Here is a 24179-nt window from a genome sequence, read left to right as displayed (position 1 = left end):
AGTCTTCTCCCCTTTATGAAAGCATTGGACAAATCCCAAACGGAAAAAAATAACAACCTATGTAGAGATAGGTTGCTACGTGTGCTTGTTATTCGCTGTCTTCTCTTTCAAACGAAAGCAGGCCCGCGTCAATTTCTTCTAAAGCTTTGCCTACATATTTGTGAGAAATGGTATGTTCAATCTGCTGGTCTTTTTTGATCTGCATTTCACGCGCGCGTCTTGCAGACACGGTCACCAGCGTATATTTAGAATCTAATTTATTCATTAAAGAGTCAATTGACGGATCTAACATAAGTTATTCTACCTCCAGCATTTTCTTATATCTCGGAGCGACGCGTTCACGTTTTAAGTGCTCGGCGAGAACGATTGCGTTAATCTTATCACAAGCCGTTTGGATATCGTCGTTTTCAACGACATAATCATACGCGTCCATCATTTCGATTTCAGCTTTTGCGGCATTCATTCTGTTTTCGATTAAATCGTCGGTTTCAGTCCCTCTAGTCACGATTCTGTTTTTCAGCTCAGAAAGACTCGGCGGCGCTAAGAAGATAAACAGGCCTTCCGGAAATGCATTCCGCACTTGGAGCGCGCCCTGCACTTCAATCTCTAAGAAGACGTCTTTTCCTTCTTGAAGCGTCTGTTCGACATAATCAACGGGCGTTCCGTAATAGTTGCCGACATATTCTGCCCACTCAAGCAGTTTGTTGTTTTCAATCATGCGTTCGAATTCATCTCTAGATTTAAAGAAATAATCGACGCCGTCGACCTCGCCCTCTCTCGGGTTTCTCGTCGTGACTGAAATTGAGTATTCAAATTTCGTGTCCTGTTGTGAAAATATTGCTTGCCGAACCGTTCCTTTTCCAACTCCGGAGGGACCTGAGAGAACGATTAATAACCCTCTTTCTTTCATGCGGCAATTACCCCTGCCCTTCATCCATAATTTCTTCTTTCACAGAAAGTCTGTGTGCAACTGTCTCAGGCTGGACGGCAGATAAGATAATGTGATCACTATCCATGACGACAACTGCACGGGTTCTTCGTCCGTATGTAGCGTCTATTAGCATTCCGCGGTCTCTTGCATCCTGGATCATTCGCTTTATTGGCGCAGACTCCGGGCTGACAATCGAAATCATCCGATTGGCGGAGATGATATTGCCAAATCCGATATTAATCAGTTTAATCGTCATCTTCTACGTTCCCCCTGTAAAATAGACGTCTCTAGTGTAACCTGAAGAGGCCGTCTGTAAACAATACGCACAGTCGCTATTCTATATTTTGCACTTGTTCCTTCAATTTTTCAATAGAACTTTTCATTTCAACGACAAGCTTTGTGATTTGATGATCATTGGCTTTTGAGCCGATCGTGTTCGCTTCCCGGTTAAGCTCCTGAACAAGGAAATCAAGTTTGCGGCCGACTGCCCCGCCTTCTTTTAATATATCACGGAATTGAACAAAATGGCTCTTCAATCTGGTAATTTCTTCCGTGATATCAGAACGGTCGGCGAAAATGGCGCATTCCGTGATCAGCCTGCTTTCGTCGAGCGCGTCCTCCGTCCATTCCTTCATTCGGGCGTAAAGACGCTCGCGATATTGAATAACAACGGCCGAAGCGCGCTCTTTCACCTGTTCGGACAGCGTCTCAAGCCGCTCAATGTGCAGAAAGCAGTCTTCCGCCAAAAGCCGTCCTTCTTTTTCCCTCATGTCACAAAGTTCCTTTACAGCCAGCTCAGCGGCTTCCCTGATGACTTCTTCAAGCTTGTCATCACGCATCTGTTCTTCGTGTATCTGCGCAATATGTTCAAATTTAAAGAAATCCATTGCATCGGGTTCTGCGGCCAGGCTGTAGCGCTCTTTCATGACGCGTGCGGCGCTCACATATTCATCAAGGAGCTCCCAATCGATGTTCAGGCTTCTTTTTATGAGCGCGTCACTGTTTACAGTGAGAAACAGCTCTACTCTTCCGCGCTGTATATGCTGCAATATCGTTTGTTTCAGCTTATCCTCTACATATAGCAAAGGCCGTGGCAGGCGGGCGTTCACTTCTTTGAACCGGTAATTGACGGATTTCAATTCAACGGTTGCCGAGAGATCGCCTTTTGTGCTGCTTGCGCTGCCGAAGCCTGTCATACTCCGTATCATATGAAACACCCAATTCTTTCCCGTTATCAAAATAAAAGGGCAATAGACATGCTATTACCCCTAAGATTATATCATATGGAATTATTTTTTTCTTGTCAAAAGTGAACCCGCCAGCAAAAAAGTAGGTATGCCCGACATACCGATAATCAGCATCCAATCGCCCGGCGTAATCGGCACTGTTTTGAAAATCGGCTGCAGCGGCGGATAATAGATGACGATGACCATCAGGAAGATAGAAGAAATGATGGCGCCGAGCAGATAGATATTTTCAAACGGATTCCGGGAGAAAACAGACGTTTCGCTCCGGCAGTCAAACACGTGTATAAGCTGAGCCAGGACAAGAGTCGCGAATGCAACGGTCTGTGCGTAGGGCAGATTTTCAGGATTGCGGTGATAGACGATGATAAACGCTAAAATGGTTGCGGCTCCGATTAAAAACCCTCTTGATACGACTTTCCAGCCCAGTTTTCTCGCAAACACTCCTTCTTTCGGATGCCGCGGCTTCCGCCTCATCAGATCTCCTTCCGGCTGATCCATACCGAGGGCCATCGCCGGCAGCCCGTCAGTGACTAAGTTCACCCACAATATCTGAATCGGAACGAGCGGCAGCGGCAGAGCGAGAAGCATCGCAAACAGCATCACTAAAATTTCACCGACGTTGGAGGCGAGCAAATACCGGACGAATTTTCTTATATTTTCATAGATATTCCGTCCCTCTTTTATGGCTGATTTAATCGTAGCAAAGTTATCATCTACCAGAATGAGAGAAGAGGCTTCCTTTGCCACATCCGTTCCCGTCACGCCCATGGCAACACCGATATCTGCCTGCTTTATGGCCGGCGCGTCATTAACCCCGTCTCCCGTCATGGCGACGACGTGTCCGTTTTCCTGGAACGCTTTTACAATTTTTAATTTATGTTCAGGCGACACGCGTGCGAAGACGTAGACATCATCGACCGTTTCGATAAGTTCTTTCTCCGTAAGCTCATTCAGCGTCTTGCCGTCCATCACACGCCCCTTTTTCGGAAGAAGACGCAAATCTTTTGCAATGGCCTTTGCCGTTTCGACGTGATCCCCTGTGATCATAACCGTTTTAATGCCGGCTTCACGGCATTCTTTAATCGCCTGTCTGACCTCCGGACGGGGCGGATCAATTATGCCTGACAAGCCGAGCATCGTCAGATTTTTTTCCGCCTGCTCCATTGTCGGCTTTTCTCCGGGCTTAAGCGGTTTATAAGCAATCGCGATCGTACGCAAAGCTTGCGACGCCAGCTCTTTCAGAACCGCTTCCGTTTCTGCTTTCTTTTCTCCAGAAAATGGCGCGCTTCTTGCGTCGTACATCAGATGTGACGAGCGGTCAATCAGCACATCGGGCGCTCCTTTAGTGATGACGAACTGCTTTTTTTCCTGATCCTCTACAATGACGGTCATCATTTTGCGGACGGAGTCAAACGGAAACTCGGCAACCACGCGGTATTGCCCGCTGAGCCAATCGTTTGAATAGCCGCCCTTTCTTGCAGCCGTCAGCAGCGCTCCTTCTGTCGGATCGCCGTCGAGTACATAATGGCCGTCTTTCAGTGCGATTTCGGATGTGTTGCACAACGCGCCGAAAACCAGCATCTGTTCAAGAATCTTTTCATCTTTCGGCTTGATTTCCCGCTCATCTCGAGTGAAAACGCCCTCAGGCTCATAGCCGATGCCTGACACTTTAAATGTTTTTCCCCCTAACCACATATGGGTGACGGTCATTTTGTTTTGTGTCAGCGTGCCGGTTTTATCAGAACAAATGACAGAGGCGCAGCCCAATGTTTCAACCGCCGGGAGCTTTCTGACAATTGATTTTTGTTTGATCATGCGTTGGACGCCGATTGATAAGGCCACCGTAACAATGGCGGGAAGCCCTTCCGGAATCGCGGCGACGGCCAATGACACTCCGGCCAAAAACATGCTGTAAAGCTCATGTCCCTGTAAGACGCCGACTGCAACGACCAATACCGTTAAAAGGAGCGCGACAATAATTAAAATTTTGCCGAGCTCTTCAAGTCTTCGCTGCAGCGGTGTTGAAAGGCTGCCGGCGGATTCCAGCATATCGGCGATTTTCCCCATTGCCGTATTCATTCCTGTACCGACGACGACGCCGACACCGCTGCCGCGCGTTACGATCGTACCCATAAACGCCATATTGCTGATGTCGCCTAACGAAACATCCGGCTTTCTCAGTTTATCAGCTTGTTTAACCACCGGAATTGATTCCCCGGTCAGCGCCGATTCCTCAATTTCAAGGCTTTTCGCTTCAACGATCCGCACATCCGCGCCAATCCGGTCGCCGCTTGAAAATTTCATGATATCGCCGGGAACGAGCTCCTTGGACTGAATTTTCTTCCAGCTCCCGTCCCGCAACGCTGACACATACGGCGTTGACAGCTCTTTTAATGCATGTAAAGACTTTTCCGCACGCCGCTCTTGAAAAAAACCGAGAACCCCATTGACAAATACAATCGCCATAATCGCTACGGCATCTACATATTCGCCTAAAAACCCGGATATTAAGGTTGCCGCCAGCAGCACGAGCACCATAAAATCTTTAAATTGGGCGAAAAACACGGCGATCGCCGGTGTCCTCTTGCCCTCCTGAAGCTCGTTCGGTCCGTGCTTTTCAAGGCGTTTTTTCACCTCTTTTTCGGTCAACCCCTGTTTAATGGACGTATTTGTTGCTTTCAGCAAATCGGTTTGTCCCATTTCATGAAACTTCATTCTTCTCGTCCACTCCCCTGCCTCGCTTTAGAGATGTCACTCTGTAAACAAGCTTATTCTGACTCGTCCCTTTTCATGCTATAATTATCGAATGCAGGAAGAAGGAAAGGGTGTTTTATATGTCTTTTGATGGCATGTTTACATACGGAATGACACATGAATTAAACAGCCGGATTGCCGGAGGCCGGATTACGAGAGTCCATCAGCCTTTTAAGCACGATGTGATATTCCATATCCGCGCTAACGGAAAAAACCATAAATTATTATTATCGGCGCATCCGAGCTATTCACGGGTGCACACGACGAATCAGGCTTATGAAAATCCGAGCGAGCCGCCGATGTTTTGTATGCTGCTCAGAAAGCATATAGAAGGCGGATTTATTGAGAAAATAGAACAGGCCGGATTAGACCGGATTATGATATTCCGCATAAAAAGCAGAAATGAAATCGGCGACGAAACCGTCAGAACGCTGTATGTTGAAATTATGGGACGGCACAGCAATATTATTCTGACTGACGGAGAAGGAGCCATCATCGACGGGCTGAAGCATTTATCTCCGTCGATGAACAGCTACCGGACCGTTCTGCCGGGCTATGATTACAAGCTTCCTCCCGCTCAGGAAAAAATTTCGCCGCTCGCCGCGGATGAAGAAGACGTTTTGCGTTATCTCAGTTTCCAGGAAGGACGGCTTGACCAGCAGATCGTCAGACATTTCTCCGGTGTTTCTCCGCTGTTTGCAAAAGAAGCCGTTCACAGAGCGGGTCTCGCTAACAAAATAACGCTGCCGAAGACGCTGATTGAAATGTTCCATGCCGTGAAAGATTGCAGGTTTACACCGAACATTACGACAGCCGGCGGAAAGGAATACTTTTATCTCCTGTCTCTCACACATGTAAACGGAGAGGAGCGCACCTTTCACTCACTGAGTGAGCTGTTGGACCGGTTTTATTTCGGCAAGGCGGAACGCGACCGCGTCAAACAGCAGGCTCAGGATCTCGAGCGGTTTGTCGCAAATGAACGGAAAAAGAACGCCAATAAGATAAAAAAGCTGGAAAAGACTCTCGACTACTCAGAGAATGCGAAGGAATTCCAGCTATACGGCGAACTGCTGACGGCAAATTTGTATATGCTGAAAAAAGGTGACAAAGAAGCGGAAGTCATCAATTATTATGATGAAGAAAGTAAGACAGTGACCATCCCTTTAAATCCGAACAAAACACCGTCAGAAAACGCACAGATGTATTTTACAAAGTATCAAAAGGCGAAGAATTCCGTCGAGGTGGTAAAAGAACAGATCCGTCTGGCCGAGGAGGAAATCGCTTATTTCGATCAGCTGATCCAGCAGCTCTCCTCCGCGTCCACAAAGGATATTCACGAAATAAGGGAAGAGCTTGTGGAAGGCAAATATCTGCGACCGAAACAGCAGCGGGGACAGAAAAAACAGAAGCAGCACGTTCCTGTTTTGGAGCAATATGAATCTTCACGGGGATTGACGATTCTTGTCGGCAAAAACAATAAACAAAATGAGTACTTAACGACAAAAGCTGCCGCAAGGGATGATTTATGGTTCCACACGAAAGACATTCCGGGTTCCCACGTTGTGATTAAAAGCAGCGATCCGGATGAACAATCCATACTGGAGGCGGCTGCGATCGCCGCTTATTTTTCCAAAGCGAAAGATTCCGGCTCTGTTCCGGTTGATTATACAAAAATCAGACACGTGAAAAAGCCAAACGGCGCAAAGCCCGGATTTGTCACCTATGACAGCCAGCATACCGTATTTGTCACACCTGATGCCGACCTTGTCATACGGCTGAAAAAATAAACGCACCTCCAAGCTGAAATCCGCACTCAGCTTGGAGGTGTTTTTTATTACGGAGACGAAACTCTCCCAGCCGTCAGAACCGATCTTTACAGTATCTGATCAGTTTCCCGTCATGTCTGCCTGATCCGCCGGGGCCGTCTCTGATTAAAGCGGTCACACCTGATTTGGCGGCGGATGCTGTCAACTTCCCTCGCCGCACCTGAGCACATCCGGGCGGGTCTCTGACCTTTCCTTTGTATGCGGGCGGAATCCAGGCGGCATTGGGATCAAATAGATATTCCGCATCTTTTCGCAACCCTGACCGCTTGTCGGCATATACCGTTCAAACTGCCCGCTTTCGTTTTGAATTGTTCACATTCGACGGACTGTCAGGACAGTATAAAAAACACCCTGCCTGATGACAGACAAGGTGTTTTTTATGGTCTTCTTCTTTTCTCAAATAATCGATCCACTTCTTCAGTCAAATCAGCAGTAATGAGATGCTCTATGTCCTCAGCCAGTCTTTTCGTATGTGCCGGGCTTGCGCCGCTTGTTGATACGGATACTTGAATGCGCCCTTTGCGGATGATCTTCGGCATATACACGCTGCCCTGTTCAGCATCGCTTACACAATTGACCAGCTGCGTTTCAGAAGCGCTCACGGCTATCTCCTGATTCACGCTGCGGTCATTTGTCGCGGCAATGATGAAAAAAGCGGGCGCGAGATCCTTCATTTCAATTTTACGGGAAACCCAGCGGATACGTCCTTCATCCGCCAGCTGTTTAATTTCAGGCAGGGCATCGGGACTGATTACAGTAATATCCGCGCCTTCCGGAAGCACCGTTTTGAGCCTTCTTAAGGCAACATTGCCTCCGCCCGCGATGATAATTCTTTTTCCGCTTAAATTAATGTGCAGAGGCAGCATACTGTCCCCCCTTAAAATCAAACTGACCGCCGGGGTTTCGAACAGCTTCTGACACACGGTTCAAAAACGCCTGCTTAATATGAGGGTGAAAACCTAAGTATGAAGCGAGATGAACATTTTGATTGATCGTTTGAAGCTTTTGAACTTCCCGTTCAATCTCAGTCATTAAAAGCCCGGTAAACAGAAGATATGGAACGATAAAAACGGGTGCTCCGTCATCCTCTTCAAGGCCGGCAAATACTTCTTTATAGTGCGGGTCACATGCTGTTAAAAAACAAGGGATGACTTCTTTAACAGGTGTAATCGCCTCAAGTTTTCCGGCAATCTCACTGACTGCGTTTTTAACTGCCGGATCTGTGCTTCCTCTTCCGATCAGCACCACTTTCGCCATCTCAATGGGCACTCCGGTATCTTCAATACGATGATGCACCGCTTTTACGACTTCATCGTCCACTCCGATCGGAACACCATATGTCACTTTTATATCGGGATGCAGGGCCGCCGCACGGGCGATTTCAGCCGGAATGTCATGTTTTGCGTGGGCAGCGGTCAACAGCAGCAAAGGCACGGCCGCAATATGAGTGGCGCCTTGTCTGACACATGCTTCAAATCCCGATTCAATAGACGGTTCCTGCAGTTCTAAAAAACAAATTTCCTGAATGGGAGCGTCAGCGTGCGGCATGCACCCTTTTAAAAACGCCGCCGACTCTGTCTGCGCTTTTTTCAGCCTGCTTCCGTGCCCGATGTATAAAATCGCCTGCTTCATTTACAACGCCTCGCTCAAATCCAGATTTTTCTGATCAGATGCATACCAGTCCAGTTTGCAGTGATAATTGACGACATCACCGATAACAATTAAGCTCGGGTTTTTGATTTCTTCTTTTATCACTGTGTCTGAAAGCGTGCCGACGGTGCAGACGACTGTTTTTTGCCTGTCCGTCGTTCCCCAATGAATAAAGGCTGCCGGGGTGCCGCCGTCTCTGCCGTTTTCCAGCAGCATTCTTTCAATCTGCCGGATATTTTTAATTCCCATATAAATCACCAGCGTATCAATACCCGTCGCCAGCGCTTTCCATTTTTCTTCAAAGTCGTCTTCTTGTTTATAATGCCCCGTAACGAATGCGACATTGGAGCTCGCCTCTCTGTGCGTCACCGGAATGCCGGCATAAGCAGCAGCCGCGATTCCTGATGTAATGCCGGGAACGATCTCAAACGGAATGGCGTTTTGCGCGAGAGCCTCCGCTTCTTCGCCTCCTCGGCCGAAAACAAACGGGTCGCCCCCCTTGAGCCTTACAACGGTTTTCCCCTTTTTCGCATACTTCACAAGGAAACGGTTGATCGTATCCTGTTTCATAATGTGAAAATCCGGGAGCTTGCCGCAGTAAATCAGATCCGCTTCTTCTCCGGCGTACTGTAAAATCTCTTTGCTTACCAATCTGTCATATAATATAACGTCCGCTTTCTGTATGGCTTTCATTGCCTTCACCGTTAATAAGTCCGGATCTCCCGGACCGGCTCCAACGATAAATACTTTCCCCATAGCATGTCTCCCCGATCCGTTTTGAAATCTTCCCAGAACAGCCGCGAGGCCGCACTTCAGCTATTTTACCATATCCCGCCATTGCGGGGGATATCCGGCTGATTGCGCGGCCTTTTTGGACCTATTATGCTAAGCTGTTTTTCACAAAGTCAACCAGTCTTCCGGTGCATTCTTCGCGTTCACATTTGCCTGAATCAAGTACGAGCTCAGGCGCTTTCGGCTCTTCATACGGTGAGTCGATCCCCGTAAAGAACGGAATTTCACCATTTCTTGCTTTTTTATATAAACCTTTCGGATCGCGCTTTTCACATATATCGAGGTCGCATTTAACATAGATTTCATTAAATTCGCCCTCTGCCACAAGCTCTCTCACCTGATCTCTGTCCTCACGGAACGGAGAAATAAAAGCCGTGATGACGATGGTTCCCTGCTGAACGAAAAGCTTCGCCACTTCTCCGATGCGGCGTATATTTTCCTTGCGGTCATCATCGGAAAAACCTAAGTCCTTGTTTAAGCCGTGGCGGATGTTATCACCATCAAGCACGATGACTTGATAGCCTTGTTCAAACAGCTCGCGCGCTGCGGCGTTTGCAATCGTGGATTTCCCTGAACCGCTTAAGCCCGTCAGCCAGAGGATAGAGCTTTTATGCTTGTTTTTCTGCTGGTATTCTTCTTTCGTTATTGAGGCTTCATGCCACACGATATCACGATTTGTCACTCTATTTTCCTCCTTAAGAAACGCCTGCTTCTTCTTTCGTTTTCAGCCCTTTAATCAGCACCTCGACAACTTCAGGACGGCTGAATTCCGCCGGCGGCATGACGCCGCTTCGCAGCATTTCTCTGACCTTTGTTCCTGACAGAATGACGTGGTCTTCTCTGTCATGCGGGCATGTTTTGGCCGTTCCCATGTTGCCGCATTTCCGGCAGAAGAAGCTGTGCTCGAATTTCATCGGTGTAATCCCGAGTTCATCCGCTGTAAATTGATCAAACAGCTCTTGCGCTTCATATGTGCCGTAGTAATCACCGACGCCGGCATGATCGCGGCCGACGATGAAATGCGTGCAGCCGTAGTTTTTGCGGACAAGCGCGTGGAAAATGGCTTCTCTCGGCCCCGCATACCGCATAGCCGCCAAAAATACACCGAGGAAAACGCGGTCTTTCGGATAATAATGATCGAGCAGCACCTGGTAGCTTTCCATTCTGACATCCGCCGGAATATCATCTGATTTTGTTTCACCGACGAGCGGGTTCAAAAACAGGCCGTCTACCGTCTCAAGCGCGGTTTTTTGGATATATTCGTGGGCGCGGTGGACCGGATTTCTCGTTTGGAAACCGACAATGGTTTTCCAGCCCTTTTCTTCGAAGCTTCGTCTTGTATCAGCAGGTTCAAATGTAAACTCGGGAAACTGCTTTGACGCTTTTTTAATTAATGTGATCGGCCCGCCGACATACGTATCGCCGCGTGAAAATAATTTTTTCACGCCCGGATGCGCGGCATCATCGGTTTTATACACGTGAACGGCTTCTTTTTGTTTATCCGGCGTATAAATATCTTCGATGTCGACTACGCCGTATGTTTCTCCGCCGTAAGTCAGTTTCACCGTGTCGCCGACGGCAAGCTCAGCCGCTTTTTCTGAATCGACCGGAAGCGTGATCGGCAGGGACCAGACAACCCCGGATGCCAGACGCATATTTTCAACGACTGACACGTAATCTTTTTCTGTGAAAAATCCTTCAATCGGGCTGTACCCTCCGATCCCGATCAGCTCTAAATCAGCGAACGAAATCAAATCAAGCTCAATTTCTTTTTGGACGGATGTAAGATCATACTGCTCATTCACCCGGTTAATTAATGTTCCTCCGTGCGGTGCTAAACTCATAATACATGATTCCTCCCAGTTAACAGATAAATAAACTCAGATTAATAGTTAAATGCCCCCGCCTTGTTCATGGACAGAGCGTTTCTCTTTTCGGATGGCTTTCATCAGACTGGCGGCTCCGCCAGCTGCCAAAAGCACACTGGCCATCATAAAGATGGAATAGTAATCTCCTTTTAACAGCAGGGAGACAAGCAAATACGAAATCGACAGTGACAAAAACGGCGAAACGACCCATACTTTGAGCATCGTTTTCACGACTTCTTTATGAAAAACGTTCGGCCCGTTTTTGGCCATTCCGATGCCGATAATTGATGATGATGTGACTTGCGCCAATGGGACCGGCAGACCGAAGACGGAACTGATAATGACAAGCCCCGCGCCGGTTCCTGAAAGCAGTATGCCTTCTCCGGCTGAAAATCTCGTAATCTTTTTCCCGTTGGTTTCAAGCACTTTACGTCCTAAAAGCAGAGCGCCGAGAGCGACAAAGATGCCTCCGTACAGCGTTCCTTTGGACACGCTGAGCACGCCCGCAGCAACCAAAGGGCCCACCGCATTTGCGACATTGTTCATTCCGGCTGAAAAAGCTTCCCAAAACCCCGCAATCAGCAGCACAATCCCTAAAATCTTCTGTTTCCGATTCGAAATGACTCGAATATTCAGAGAACTGAATACCTTCGAGACGAGAAACGTGAAACAGAACGCGACGAACGGTACGAGCACCCAAAAACTCACGATGACCAAAAGATGCTGTAAAAACAATACTTTGTACGCGACGCCGACACCGACAATCGCCCCGACAGTGACCTCACTCGTCGACAGCGGAATGCCGAGCACATTCGCCGTGAATAACGATAGCGCCGCCGATCCGATAATAATGCAGACAATGGTGAGCGTAATGGTTTGTTCGGGAATGATTCCGCCGCTGATCGTCTTAACGACTTCACCGCCGCCGATAACCGCCCCTGACAGGACTCCGACCGCGCAGATGATCAGCGCATACGTTTTCTTTTTAACTGCGCCGGACCCGTAAGCGACTCCCATTGAAGCCGCGGCTCCGCTGGCTCCGATATTCATGGCAAAAAACAGGCAGAATAAAATAGCGGCTAATTCCATCGTGCAGCTCCTTTATTCATGCAGTCCGCATTCTGTTTTCGCCATGCCGTTCCATCTGCCGCTCCGCAAATCTTCCGCGGTAAACGCAGGTGAAGTGCACGGTTCACAGCCGATGCTCGGATACCCCTGATCGTGGAGGATATTGTAATCCAGCTCATGCTTGGAAGTATATCTCCAGATGTCTTTCCATGTCCAATGGATCAGCGGGCATACTTTAATCGATTGAAACTTGTCGTCTTTATTCAGGAAATTCGTGTTCGCCCGGCTCGGCCCTTGATCCCGGCGAAGACCGGACAGCCATGCCGGATGCCCCGCGAGCGCTTCTCTTAACGGCAGAATTTTTCTGATGTAGCAGCACTGGTTCGGTTCTCTTTCCCACAGTTTATCTCCGTGAGCCTCGGCCTGTTCCTCAAGAGTAAGGCTTGGTTTTTTCAAGATAATGTTCAGCCCCGGATAACGTTCTTTCACTTTTTCGATCGTTTCATATGTTTCTTTAAAGTGAAGGCCCGTATCGAGAAACACGATTTCCGCGTCTTTCTTTACTTTAGAAATTAAATCGATCAGGACGATGCCTTCAATCCCGAAGCTGCACGCGTAAACAAGCTGGTCTCCGTAGTGGCCGTATGCCCATTTTAAAACGGACAGCGCGCCTTTATAGGAATCGTCTTCCGGAAATGTAATCGCCGGCTCTTCCCATGTGTCATACGTTAGCATTTTTCCTTTCCTCCTCCCGGAGACAATCAAACAGCTGTTGTTTTCTGCCGGTTGTCTTATCCCTCAATCTTTTTTCATATAAAAAACTTTCAATCCAGCGGAATGAAAGACAGTGACCCGGTATAGCCCTTATCTTCAAAATGCTGTGCATTTTTCTGGATGCGGCACCTTGCATGACACGCAGGTTGCCGGGCGTCATCGGTCCAGTCCCTCAGCCGCTCTTGATAAGCTTTTTAGATTTGTACTAAATTTTAGCACAATTCTAACAGAAGTCAACCCGAGTTTTTTGATAGGAATAATAAAACAGGCCCTGAGGCCTGTTTTATTGTCATTATTTTTTAAACCAATCTTTTGACTCGGGATTCAATTTCCATGATTTCAGTTTTTCAATGTCAGCTGAATGAATCGTTCCGTTTTCAAGCGCGACTTCAATCAGCGTGTCATAATCCGTTAACGAGTAATAAGGAAGACCCGCTTTTTTAAAGGCTTCTTTTGCTTTCGGCAGTCCGTATGTAAAAATGGAAATGACGCCGAGGACTTCCGCGCCCTCTCTTTGAAGGGCCGCCGCAGCTTCAAGCACGCTGCCCCCGGTAGAAATCAAGTCTTCAATCACGACTGTTTTTTGTCCTTTCTTAATGGCGCCTTCTATTTGATTTCCTTTGCCGTGCGCTTTCGGTTTGCTTCTGACGTAGCACATCGGCGCGCCTGTACGGTCTGCGAGAAGCGCAGCATGCGGAATGCCCGCCGTTGCAGTGCCCGCGATCATCTCCGCCTCGGGGAAATGCTCTTTCAGCAGTTTGCCGAGCCCGTCCGCCACATCATTTCTCACTTTTGGATACGACAATGTCAGACGGTTGTCACAATAGATCGGTGATAAAATGCCGCTCGCCCACGTAAACGGCTCATTCGGGCGTAAAAAGACAGCTTCAATGTGTAATAGATGTTTTGCGATAGCCTGTTTCATCGGCGAACGCCCTCCCATTCCAGTTTAATTGCTTCATATGCTTCAACGGGGTTTTCCGCTTTTGTAATTGAGCGGCCCACGACGATGGCTGACGAACCGTTTTCTCTCGCAAATGACGGAGTCGCCGTCCGGACTTGATCGTCAGCTGCGTCACTGGCCGTGCGGATGCCCGGCGTGACTGTCAGAAATGAAGACCGGACCGCTTCATAAATGGCTTTTGTTTCATGTACCGAACATACCACTCCGTCCAGCCCGCACTCTTCCGCCATTTTGCCGTAATGCACAACCGTTTCTAACAGCGGCTTATGCAGCAGAAGCTCTTCCTTCGCCACCTGCTCTGAAGTGCTGGTCAGCTGGGTCACCGCGATTAAAGACGGGCGTTTTCTGCCTGCCGGCGTGCCTTCTTCAAGCCCCTCAAGGGCCGCGCGCATCATGCGTGCGCCCCCTGCCGCATGCACATTGACGAGATCAACGCCGAGGCCGGCCAGCCGCTTCATCGCTTTATTGACCGTAGTCGGGATATCATGAAGCTTTAAATCTAAAAATATATCACAGTTCCGTTCTTTTAATTGGTGAATGATGGCGGGGCCTTCCTGATAAAAAAGCTCCATCCCCGTTTTGACAAAAAGCCTTTCCTTTTCAAACAAATCTAAAAACGCTAAAGTCTCTTCCCCTGATGCAAAATCAAGCGCGATGATGGGCAGATTGTTTTTCATGTTTCCAGCTCCTTCCGATGCATTCACTTACAGATTGAAAGCCGTGTTGGCGCAGCACACGGGGGAGCTGTTCTATGATTTCCGGGCAGACGAACGGATTGACGAAGTTCGCTGTGCCGACGGCAACTGCACTCGCTCCCGCAAGAAGAAATTCTAATGCATCCTCTGCGGTCTGAACGCCGCCCATCCCGATAATCGGAATTTGAACGGCCTGGCTGACTTCGTATACCATCCGGATGGCGACCGGTTTGATCGCCGGTCCTGACAGTCCGCCCGTTTTATTTGCTAAGATCGGCCGGCCCGTCTTGAGGTCGAGCCTCATCCCGATGAGTGTATTAATCATCGTCAGACCGTCAGCACCGGCCGCTTCAATCGCTTTGGCAATTTCGGTTATGTTTGCGACATTAGGCGAAAGCTTCACATACACAGGCACTGCGGAAACTTCTTTCACCGCTTTTGTCAGTTCGGCCGCCATGACGGGATCAGTACCAAAAGCAATCCCCCCCGTTTTGACATTCGGACATGAAATGTTAAGCTCAAGCGCATGCACATTCGGCGCTTGGCTGATGTGCTCGGCCACTTCTTTATAGTCGTCCACCTGAGAACCGGCGACATTTGCGATAATCGGCGTGTCAAATTGTTCGAGCCAAGGCAGCTCATGATTGAGCACATGCTCAAGGCCGGGATTTTGCAGTCCGATGGCATTCAGCATTCCCGCGCTTGTCTCCGCCACTCTCGGTGTCGGATTTCCGAAGCGGGCTTCGTTCGTCGTGGCTTTAATCATAATGCCTCCGAGGCATGATAAATCGTAAAATCCGGCATATTCTTTCCCGAATCCGAAACATCCGGAAGCGGGGATGATCGGATTTTTCAATTGGAGACCCGGCAGATTCACCTCTAACATTACAGCGCCACCTCCTCAGCTTTAAATACCGGCCCGTCAAGGCAGACCTTTACATATGATGTATCGCTTTCACCCGTGCGGCACACGCAGGCGAAGCAGGCACCGATGCCGCAGCCCATCCGCTCTTCCATCGAAAGATAAACCTCTTTATGGCCGTACTGCTGCTTCAGAGCTTTCAGCATCGGTGTCGGCCCGCAGCTTAGCAGGACATCGAATTCGAGCTGCTTTTCACGGATGATATCGGTGACAAATCCTTTCTCTCCATATGTTCCGTTAGCCGTCGCCACATAAGTGTCTCCGTACGCACGACATTCCTGTTCGTAAAAAACATCCTTTGCTGATTGAAATCCAAGCACATGAATGACGTTTACGCCTTTTTCCGTCAGGCGCTTTGACAGTTCCTGCAAAGGCGGAACCCCCACTCCGCCTCCGACTAACAGCGCGGTTTTGCCGGGTTCAATCCGCCCGACGGGGAATCCGTTGCCGAGAGGGCCGAGAACGTCTATCCTGCCGCCCTCTTTTTTCTCGGACAAAAGACGCGTTCCTTCACCGTCAGCCCTGTAGATAACGGATACTTCATCCGCGGCGAAATTGACGTCCGCAATGCTGAGCGGTCTTCTTAATAGCGGCGTGACCGCGTCACTCACCTTCAGATGAAGAAATTGTCCCGGCTCGGTAAGGTGCCGGACAAGCTCTCCTTTCAGCACCATCTTATAAATCCGGTCGGCAATTTCTAAGTTGGATTGAACAGTCAAATGCGCTTTCTTCATATCGTGGCTGCCGCCTTTTGATTGGTTTCGGATGCAGGCATATGATCCGCCCGGAATGTCATGCTTTCCAATACCCGCAAAATGGCTTCAGCCGTATCTAAAGATGTCAGGCAGGCGACTCCGTTTTCAACAGATTCGCGGCGGATTCTGAAGCCGTCTCTGGCCGGCTGTTTGCCCTTTGTCAGCGTATTGATGACAAATTGCGCTTCGCCGTTTCTGATGACATCGAGCAGATTTTTCCCTTCTTCGCCGATTTTCCCGACGACTTGAGCCGGAATCTGAGCGTCTTTCAAATAAGCCGCCGTTCCTTCCGTCGCCAAGATTTTATAGCCGATGGCGTGGAACCGCTTGGCGATCAGCAGTCCTTCTTCTTTATCTTTATCGGCAACGGTCAACAGCACTGAGCCGTAGTTCGGAATTTGAATGCCAGAAGCAATCAGCGCTTTATAGAGCGCTTTTTCCAAGGTTGAATCTTTGCCCATGACCTCTCCCGTCGACTTCATTTCAGGGCCTAACGTGATATCCACTCTTCTCAGCTTCGCGAATGAGAAGACAGGCGCTTTCACGAATACCCCCTGCTGTTCAGGCTGCAGCCCCTCTTGATAGCCGAAATCAGCAAGCTTTTGGCCGAGAATGACCTTTGTCGCCAGGTTCGCCATTGGGATTTTTGTGATTTTGCTTAAGAACGGCACGGTTCTGCTTGACCGCGGATTTACCTCAAGCACATACACCTCACCTTGCGACAGTACGAACTGGATGTTCAGCAACCCGATGATGTTAAGGCCTTTTGCCAAGGCTACAGTGTATTGCTCGATTTTTTTCTTAATGTCTTCGCTTAAAGTTTGAGGCGGATAGACGGCGATTGAATCCCCTGAATGGACGCCGGCCCGCTCGATATGCTCCATAATTCCCGGAATAACGACTGTTTCGCCGTCAGATACGGCATCGACTTCGATTTCTTTCCCCGTCAGATAACGGTCAATTAACACCGGATGCTGCGGGTTGATTTTGACCGCGTTTTTCATATAGTGAAGCAGCTCTTCTTCGTGATAGACGATTTCCATCGCCCGGCCGCCGAGCACATACGAAGGGCGGACAAGTACCGGATAGCCGATGGATGCGGCGATTTTGACCGCTTCGTTCACCGACACGGCGGTTTTCCCGAGCGGCTGCGGCACATTCAGCGCCTCAAGCGCCTGCTCGAACTTATCCCGGTCTTCCGCACGGTCTAAATCTTCAAGTGATGTACCGAGAATTTTGACGCCGCGGGCGCTCAATTCTTCCGCAAGGTTGATCGCCGTCTGGCCGCCGAATTGGACAACAACGCCTTCCGGCTGTTCCAAATCGATGATGTGCATGACATCTTCAACCGTCAGCGGTTCAAAATACAGTTTATCTGATATGCTGAAATCAGTAGACACCGTCTCAGGGTTGTTGTTGATAATAATCGCTTCATAGCCTGCCTGCTTGATCGCCCAGACAGAATGAACGGTCGCATAGTCAAATTCGACGCCCTGTCCGATACGGATCGGCCCGGAACCGAGGACGACGACGCTTTTTCTTGAAGTAACCTCAGACTCGTTCTCTTCCTCATATGTGCTGTAGAAGTACGGGGTTTCTGATTCGAATTCCGCCGCGCATGTATCCACCATTTTATATACAGGCTTGATGTCTGCTTCTTTTCGCATTTGATACAGCTCTTGTTCCGGCATATTCCATTCCCGGCTGATATATTTGTCGGAGAAACCGAGTTCCTTCGCTGTCTGAAGCACGGCGAGGCTGCCTTTTTCCGCTTTCAGCTCTGTTTCAAAAGCGACCAGCTTACAGAGCTTGTGCAAAAAGAATACGTCAATTGCGGAAAAGTCATGAAGCTGCTCCACTGTATAGCCTCTTCTGAACGCTTCAGCAAGATAAAACAGGCGTTCATCCCCGGCTTTTCTGATCCGTTTTTCCAAAAGTCCGTCAGAAATCTCTTCCGCATCCTTCAGTTCCAGGTGATAGACATCGGCTTCCAGTGAGCGGACCGCCTTTAACAGCGATTCTTCAAGGGTGCGCCCGATGGCCATGACCTCTCCGGTAGCTTTCATTTGCGTCCCGAGCCTGCGGTTTGCCGACTCAAATTTGTCGAACGGCCAGCGCGGGATTTTAGAAACAACATAGTCAAGCGCGGGCTCAAAAGCCGCATATGTTTTTCCCGTTACGGGATTCATCATTTCATCAAGAGAAAGCCCGACTGCGATTTTCGCCGCAAGCTTTGCGATCGGGTAACCCGTCGCTTTTGAGGCGAGGGCAGATGAGCGGCTCACCCGCGGATTCACTTCGATAATGTAATATTGGAAGCTGTCGGGATCGAGCGCGAGCTGAACATTACAGCCGCCTTCAATGCCGAGCGCGCGGATCAGCTTTAATGAAACATTGCGCAAAAGCTGGTATTCCCGGTCGCTCAAAGTCTGGCTCGGGGCAACCACGATGCTGTCACCCGTATGGATGCCGACCGGATCGATATTTTCCATGTTGCAGACGACGATCGCGTGATCTCTGCTGTCTCTCATGACTTCATATTCGATCTCTTTGTAACCGGCAATGCTTTTTTCCAGAAGGCACTGATGGACGGGGCTGAGTTTTAATCCGTTTTCGACGATCTCTTTCAGTTCCGCTTCATTCGAGCAGATGCCGCCGCCCGTTCCGCCTAATGTGTAAGCAGGGCGCACGATAACCGGAAACCCGATCCGGCCGACAAATTCCTCGGCTTCCTGTAAAGTGCGGATGATCTCACTTTCCGGCACCGGTTCATTCAGCTCATTCATCAGCGTACGGAATAAGTCGCGATCTTCCGCCTGCTGGATGGCGGACAGCTTTGTGCCGAGCACTTCCACTCCGCATTCCTCAAGAACCCCGAGTTCAGACAGCTCGACGGCAAGATTCAGTCCGGTCTGTCCTCCCAGAGTCGGCAGGATGGCGTCCGGCCGTTCTTTTCTGATAATACGCGTGAGAAACTCCGGCGTCAGCGGTTCTATGTATACCCGATCAGCCATTTCCGTATCCGTCATAATCGTTGCCGGATTCGAGTTGACGAGAATGACTTCATAGCCTTCTTCCTTTAAAGCGAGACACGCCTGTGTGCCCGCATAATCAAATTCCGCCGCCTGTCCGATAATAATCGGGCCTGATCCGATCACTAAAATCTTTTTAATATCTACGCGTTTTGGCATACCGCTTCCCCTTCTTTCTCAGTTGTTTCGATCAAGTCAATGAATCTGTCAAATAAATGATTGGCGTCTTCCGGCCCCGGTGAAGCTTCAGGGTGGTACTGAACCGTAAATGCCGGCAATGTTTTATGCTTGAGTCCTTCGATCGTTTGATCATTGATCGCAATGTGCGTCACTTCAAGCTCTGTCTCATCTATTGAAGAAACTGTATATCCGTGGTTTTGGGCGGTTAAAGCGACTTTCCCTGTCGCAAGCTCTTTAACTGGATGATTGGAACCCCTGTGTCCGAATTTCATTTTTTCCGTTTCCGCTCCGGATGCCAGCGCAAATAATTGGTGACCGAGGCAGATTCCGAATAACGGCACCTTCCCGAGTATGCCTTTTATCATTTCAATGGCTTCCGGCACATCTTTCGGATCTCCGGGTCCGTTAGAAAGCATGATGCCGTCCGGCTTGAGCTGAAGCACTTCTTCCGCCGTTACATTGTACGGCACAACGATGACATCGCATTTTCTTTTGTTTAACTCTCTTAAAATGCCGTGCTTCATACCGAAATCGACGAGTACGATGCGTTTGCCGCGGCCCGGACTCGGATATGCCGTTTTCGCAGATACTTGAGCGACTTGATTTCTCGGCAGTTCCGTTTCTTTCAGCCTTGCAAGAACCTCTCCGACATTCTCCTCACTTGAAGCAAACGTTCCTTTTAATGCGCCGGCCGTGCGGATCATTCTTGTGAGCTTTCTCGTGTCAATCCCTTGTAAGCCGGGGATATTTTTCATTTTCAAATACTCGTCAAGCGTGTAAGCCGAACGCCAGTTGGAAGGCAGCTCGCACAGTTCTTTTACGATCAGCCCTTTTACAAAAGGAGTGATGGATTCAAAGTCATCTCTGTTAATTCCGTAGTTGCCGATCAGTGGATACGTCAGCGTCACGATCTGCCCGCAGTAAGAAGGGTCTGATAAAATTTCCTGATAACCGGTCATTCCTGTGTTGAATACGACTTCACCCGCTGTATGTTCCAGGCTCCCGAATGCTTCACCCTCAAATACCGCTCCATTTTCCAGCACTAGTCTTCTTTTCATTTGACGAGTCTCCCTTCTTCGTATGCAAGCTTACCGGCAGCCATCGTTGCAACAGGCCAGCCGAAGCACTTCATCTTGTTGAATGGCGTATTTTTTCCTTTAGATAAAAACGTATCTTTGTCAATGGCCGCTTCTTTTTCCAGATCAATCAGGGTGATGTCAGCCGGCGCCCCCGGTGCAAGCGTTCCGTACGGAAGATCAAATGCCTCGCAAGGTTTTACCGTCATGAAATCAACCAGCTGCTTCAGCGTCCACGTCCCTTTTTTCACAAAATGTGTGTACAGAAGCGGAAAGGCAGTTTCTAAACCGACGATACCGAAAGGCGCAAGCTTCATGTCCGTGTTTTTCTCTTCTTCTGTATGCGGCGCATGGTCAGTGGCGATGAAATCAATCGTGCCGTCTAAAAGCCCTTCAATCAGCGCCTCCCTGTCCTCTTTGCTGCGAAGGGGCGGATTCATTTTAAAATTGGTATCAAGTCCCGGGATATCTTCGTCACAAAGCAGCAGGTGGTGCGGCGATACTTCCGCCGTCACGCGGATTCCCGCTTTTTTTGCGTCTCTTACGGCTCTGACGGATTCTTTCGTGCTGATATGACACACATGGTAATGGCAGCCCGCCGCTTCCGCCAGCAGGACGTCACGGGCGATATGTACCGCTTCACAAATGGAAGGTATGCCGTTCAGGCCGTTCGCTTTTGAAAAAGAACCTTCATGCACGCTTCCTCCGTAAATCAGTGAGTTATCCTCACAATGAGCGACAATCGCTTTATTTATTGAAGCCGCCCGTTTCATGGCTTCATACATCATTCCGGCAGTCTGAACGCCGACGCCGTCATCGGTGAAGGCGAATGCGCCGGCTTCATGAAGCGCCTCAAAATCTGTCATTTCTTCGCCGGTTTGTCTGATCGTAATCGATGCGTAAGGAAGAACTCTGACAGATGAGGTTTCTTTGATCCGGTTTTGCAGCCATTCCATCTGCTCTTTCGTATCCGGCACCGGTCTTGTATTCGGCATGGCTGCGACTGTGGTGAAGCCGCCCCGCGCCGCGGCTTTAGAGCCCGTCTCAATGGTTTCTTTTTTCTCTCCGCCCGGTTCTCTGAAGTGGACATGAAGGTCTACGAGTCCCGGTGAAACGAACAGTCCCCCAGCGTCGATCACCGTTTCTCCGTCTTTCGCTGTCAGAAGCCCGGTTTCCGAAATGAATTCACCCGTTACCCGGATATCCTGTGCCACTTTTTCTCCTTGTTCATTTAACATCCAGCCGTTTTTAATGAGATAAGACATAAGCCGCTTCTCCCCTTTTCACATTGGTTTGCAGTGCTCTTTTTAAGACTGCCATTCTGATATACACGCCATTTTCCATTTGTTTAAAGATTCTTGATTTTCCGCATTCCACTAATGTTGTGTCAATTTCGACTCCTCTGTTCACCGGTGCGGGATGCATGATGATGGCATGCCGCTTCATGCTCTCCGCCCGCTTTGCGGTCAGCCCGTATGCTTCCAGGTAGCCTTTTTGGTCGGCTTCTGTCTGATGCCTTTCATTTTGGATGCGGAGCAGCATGACGACATCTGAAGCTTGTATGGCTTCATCCGTCTGTACACAGGTGCCGAAGGCGTTTTTCTCATCCTGCCATTGCGGCGGACCAGAAAACAGCACGCGTGCGCCGAGCCTTGTCAGCACCTCGGCATTCGACCTTGCCACCCTGCTGTGTTTGATATCGCCATGAATGGAAACCGTCAGGCCCTGAAAGGTCTCAAATTCCTCTTGAATCGTCATTAAATCGAGCAATGACTGAGTCGGGTGCTGGCCGCAGCCGTCGCCGGCGTTTAAGATCGGAATATTGACTCTGCCGGTCAGATCTTTGTAATATTCATCCGTGCTGTGCCGGATGACGCAGGCGTCCGCTCCGATTGATTCCAGTGTTTTGACCGTGTCATATAAGGACTCGCCTTTTTGAACGCTTGTGCTCGTGCCGTCTAAGCTGAGCACGTTCATCCCGAGTTTCTTTTCCGCCACTTCAAAGCTGAACCGCGTCCTCGTGCTCGGTTCAAAAAACAGATTCGCAACGAATTTTCCCGCGAGATCGGGACGGACTGTTCCCTCTTTTATCGCTTTTGCCTCACGCAGCAGTTCTGTAATTTCAGCAGTGCTCAGTTCAGACATCGCCGTTAAATGATTCATGTTTTTCTCCTCCGTTTCCGCTTGAAGGCCGTAAAAAAACACCCCGGTCTATAGACTCGGGGTGCGGTTAAAGAGAGAAGCAGCGTACAGCTTCTTCCCGTTATAACCCTTCCAAGCCTCTCTGGACTTTCTTTAAAAGGTTTTACATATGATTTTGTTTTTCTGATGCAATCGCGTCTTCTTCATTTGCATGGGGCAGGATAAGGTTTAGGATGACTCCGACGATTGCCGCAAGCGCCATGCCGGATATTTGGAACCCGCCTTTTGATACTTGAATAAAAGCCCCTCCGACGCCGATCACGAGGATGACGGATGTGATAATTAAATTTCTCTTGTTTTCATAATCAATGCTGTTGTCAATCAGCATTCTTAAGCCGCTGGAGGCGATAATTCCGAAGAGCAGGAAGGAAACGCCTCCCATAACCGCGGACGGAACAGAGCTGATCAGCGCTGAAACTTTTCCGATAAATCCGAAGCACAGCGCAATCACTCCCGCGCCGCCGATGACAAAGACGCTGAAAACTCTCGTAATTGCCAGTACACCGATGTTTTCGCCGTATGTCGTCGTCGGCGGACCGCCGATTAACGAAGCGATAATCGTCGCTACGCTGTCCCCCATTATGGAGCGGTGCAGTCCCGGTTTTTTAATGAAATCCTGTCCGACGACTTTACTCAGCACCATTTGGTGGCCGATATGTTCTGACATTGTCACGAAAGCGACCGGCACCATCGCAGCCGCAATGCCAAATGTCACTGACGGCGTATAGTCTTTGAAAGGGATGATAAATTCAGGAACGGCGAACCATTTTGCATCAATGACCGGCTGAAAATTGACGATGCCCTGTGTCAGCGCAAACAGATATCCGCCTATAATGCCGATCAATACCGGAATCAGGCTTAAAAATCCCCGTAAAAAGATGGCGCAGATAATGGTGATTGCCAAAGTGACGCCGGCTACACTGAAATGTTTCAAGCTGTAGACGAGTTCCTTCGCATTCGGATCAGCATACATTGCCATATTGACGGCTGTGCTTGCCAGTCCGAGGCCGATGACGATGATGACCGGCCCGACGACCACCGGGGGCAGCAGCTTCATCAGCCACCCCGTTCCAAGCTGCCTGATGAGAAGTGCGATCAGGCCGTACACAATTCCCGCCAGGAAGGCGCCGACCATGGCAGCCCCCGGCCCTCCCGTCGCCTTCACCAAGATAATCGGTGATATAAAGGCGAATGATGAGCCGAGATAAGCGGGAATCTGGCCTTTTGTCACCAAGAGATAGGCGAGTGTCCCGATTCCGCTCGTGACAAGCGCCACTGCCGGGCTCATTCCGACCAGTTTCGGCACGAGTATGGTTGAACCGAACATGGCGAATAAATGCTGCAGGCTGAATGACAGCCAGGACAATGGATTGGGGACGTCCCTGACTCCCAGGTTTACTTTTTTCTTACTCATGGCGTTTTCCTCCCAGTTGACTTTCAAAT

At 49.3% G+C, this 24179-nt stretch carries 22 protein-coding genes and 1 riboswitch; of the genes, 1 reads left to right on the top strand and 21 read right to left on the bottom strand.

The genetic code is table 11. The features are described from left to right. Nucleotides 1-88: 88 nt before the first annotated feature. From rpoZ to MY7_RS06735, 5 genes are all read right to left on the bottom strand, one after another. A complete protein-coding gene (gene rpoZ / locus MY7_RS06755) occupies nucleotides 89-292 on the bottom strand; it encodes a DNA-directed RNA polymerase subunit omega (protein WP_003154346.1) in 204 nt (67 codons plus the stop codon). Between the two features lie 3 nt (nucleotides 293-295). Continuing rightward, nucleotides 296-910 carry a guanylate kinase gene (gene gmk / locus MY7_RS06750; protein ID WP_003154347.1) on the bottom strand — a complete coding sequence of 205 codons (615 nt, stop codon included), beginning with the start codon at nucleotides 908-910 and terminating at the stop codon, nucleotides 296-298. A gap of 7 nt (nucleotides 911-917) precedes the next feature. Then, complete coding sequence (gene remA / locus MY7_RS06745) at nucleotides 918-1187, bottom strand: extracellular matrix/biofilm regulator RemA (protein WP_003154355.1); 270 nt, start codon at nucleotides 1185-1187, stop codon at nucleotides 918-920. Nucleotides 1188-1263: 76 nt separating this feature from the next. After that, nucleotides 1264-2139, bottom strand: a complete 876-nt coding sequence (locus tag MY7_RS06740; protein ID WP_014417740.1) for a YicC/YloC family endoribonuclease — start codon at nucleotides 2137-2139, stop codon at nucleotides 1264-1266. An 81-nt stretch (nucleotides 2140-2220) separates the two neighbouring features. After that, entirely contained in the window at nucleotides 2221-4893 is a 2673-nt protein-coding gene (locus MY7_RS06735) for a calcium-translocating P-type ATPase, SERCA-type (RefSeq protein ID WP_007611325.1), read from the bottom strand. A 119-nt stretch (nucleotides 4894-5012) separates the two neighbouring features. Between MY7_RS06735 and MY7_RS06730 the strand changes: the two genes are divergently transcribed. Next, nucleotides 5013-6719 carry an Rqc2 family fibronectin-binding protein gene (locus MY7_RS06730; protein ID WP_007611318.1) on the top strand — a complete coding sequence of 569 codons (1707 nt, stop codon included), beginning with the start codon at nucleotides 5013-5015 and terminating at the stop codon, nucleotides 6717-6719. A 416-nt stretch (nucleotides 6720-7135) separates the two neighbouring features. Here MY7_RS06730 and MY7_RS06720 read toward each other — a convergent pair whose 3' ends face one another. The 16 genes from MY7_RS06720 to pyrP all read right to left on the bottom strand — a co-directional run bounded on the left by MY7_RS06720 (nucleotide 7136) and on the right by pyrP (nucleotide 24150). Continuing rightward, complete coding sequence (locus tag MY7_RS06720; protein WP_007611316.1) at nucleotides 7136-7624, bottom strand: precorrin-2 dehydrogenase/sirohydrochlorin ferrochelatase family protein; 489 nt, start codon at nucleotides 7622-7624, stop codon at nucleotides 7136-7138. Further along, a complete protein-coding gene (locus MY7_RS06715) occupies nucleotides 7605-8390 on the bottom strand; it encodes a sirohydrochlorin chelatase (RefSeq protein WP_007611315.1) in 786 nt (261 codons plus the stop codon). Before MY7_RS06715 ends, MY7_RS06720 begins: the two co-directional genes overlap by 20 nt. Next, nucleotides 8391-9164 (bottom strand): uroporphyrinogen-III C-methyltransferase, encoded by a 774-nt coding sequence (cobA, locus tag MY7_RS06710; protein ID WP_007611314.1) that lies wholly within the window; start codon nucleotides 9162-9164, stop codon nucleotides 8391-8393. 124 nt (nucleotides 9165-9288) lie between these two features. Beyond that, nucleotides 9289-9882 carry an adenylyl-sulfate kinase gene (gene cysC / locus MY7_RS06705; RefSeq protein WP_007611313.1) on the bottom strand — a complete coding sequence of 198 codons (594 nt, stop codon included), beginning with the start codon at nucleotides 9880-9882 and terminating at the stop codon, nucleotides 9289-9291. Nucleotides 9883-9895: 13 nt separating this feature from the next. Next, nucleotides 9896-11044 (bottom strand): sulfate adenylyltransferase, encoded by a 1149-nt coding sequence (gene sat / locus MY7_RS06700; protein ID WP_007611312.1) that lies wholly within the window; start codon nucleotides 11042-11044, stop codon nucleotides 9896-9898. Between the two features lie 48 nt (nucleotides 11045-11092). Continuing rightward, nucleotides 11093-12157 carry an inorganic phosphate transporter gene (locus MY7_RS06695; RefSeq protein WP_007611311.1) on the bottom strand — a complete coding sequence of 355 codons (1065 nt, stop codon included), beginning with the start codon at nucleotides 12155-12157 and terminating at the stop codon, nucleotides 11093-11095. Nucleotides 12158-12169: 12 nt separating this feature from the next. After that, nucleotides 12170-12871, bottom strand: coding sequence for a phosphoadenylyl-sulfate reductase (locus MY7_RS06690; protein WP_003154369.1), 702 nt, complete (start codon nucleotides 12869-12871; stop codon nucleotides 12170-12172). A 126-nt stretch (nucleotides 12872-12997) separates the two neighbouring features. After that, nucleotides 12998-13102, bottom strand: a riboswitch (SAM riboswitch). Between the two features lie 100 nt (nucleotides 13103-13202). Beyond that, nucleotides 13203-13835: an orotate phosphoribosyltransferase gene (pyrE, locus tag MY7_RS06680; protein ID WP_007611309.1), complete on the bottom strand. Its 633-nt coding sequence runs from the start codon at nucleotides 13833-13835 to the stop codon at nucleotides 13203-13205. Then, nucleotides 13832-14551 (bottom strand): orotidine-5'-phosphate decarboxylase, encoded by a 720-nt coding sequence (gene pyrF / locus MY7_RS06675; protein WP_007611308.1) that lies wholly within the window; start codon nucleotides 14549-14551, stop codon nucleotides 13832-13834. Before pyrF ends, pyrE begins: the two co-directional genes overlap by 4 nt. After that, on the bottom strand, nucleotides 14520-15455 hold the full coding sequence (locus MY7_RS06670) for a dihydroorotate dehydrogenase (RefSeq protein ID WP_007611307.1): 936 nt from the start codon (nucleotides 15453-15455) through the stop codon (nucleotides 14520-14522). Before MY7_RS06670 ends, pyrF begins: the two co-directional genes overlap by 32 nt. Further along, a complete protein-coding gene (locus MY7_RS06665; RefSeq protein ID WP_007611306.1) occupies nucleotides 15455-16225 on the bottom strand; it encodes a dihydroorotate dehydrogenase electron transfer subunit in 771 nt (256 codons plus the stop codon). Before MY7_RS06665 ends, MY7_RS06670 begins: the two co-directional genes overlap by 1 nt. After that, the gene (gene carB, locus MY7_RS06660) at nucleotides 16222-19437 is read right to left on the bottom strand and encodes a carbamoyl-phosphate synthase (glutamine-hydrolyzing) large subunit (RefSeq protein WP_007611305.1); all 3216 of its coding nucleotides are present in this window, start codon (nucleotides 19435-19437) and stop codon (nucleotides 16222-16224) included. The genes MY7_RS06665 and carB overlap by 4 nt, the downstream gene beginning before the upstream one ends. Next, the gene (locus tag MY7_RS06655) at nucleotides 19422-20516 is read right to left on the bottom strand and encodes a carbamoyl phosphate synthase small subunit (protein ID WP_007409730.1); all 1095 of its coding nucleotides are present in this window, start codon (nucleotides 20514-20516) and stop codon (nucleotides 19422-19424) included. Before MY7_RS06655 ends, carB begins: the two co-directional genes overlap by 16 nt. After that, nucleotides 20513-21799, bottom strand: coding sequence for a dihydroorotase (locus MY7_RS06650; protein WP_007611304.1), 1287 nt, complete (start codon nucleotides 21797-21799; stop codon nucleotides 20513-20515). The genes MY7_RS06655 and MY7_RS06650 overlap by 4 nt, the downstream gene beginning before the upstream one ends. Then, on the bottom strand, nucleotides 21783-22697 hold the full coding sequence (locus MY7_RS06645) for an aspartate carbamoyltransferase catalytic subunit (protein WP_029325902.1): 915 nt from the start codon (nucleotides 22695-22697) through the stop codon (nucleotides 21783-21785). Before MY7_RS06645 ends, MY7_RS06650 begins: the two co-directional genes overlap by 17 nt. Nucleotides 22698-22839: 142 nt before the next feature. After that, the gene (pyrP, locus tag MY7_RS06640; protein ID WP_029325901.1) at nucleotides 22840-24150 is read right to left on the bottom strand and encodes a uracil permease PyrP; all 1311 of its coding nucleotides are present in this window, start codon (nucleotides 24148-24150) and stop codon (nucleotides 22840-22842) included. Nucleotides 24151-24179: the final 29 nt, after the last annotated feature.

It is taken from the genome of Bacillus sp. 5B6, from assembly GCF_000259405.1.
Classification (GTDB): Bacteria; Bacillota; Bacilli; order Bacillales; family Bacillaceae; genus Bacillus; species Bacillus velezensis.
The sequence above is the reverse complement of the archived record's forward strand: the minus strand, read 5'-3'. Positions and strand labels throughout refer to the sequence as shown.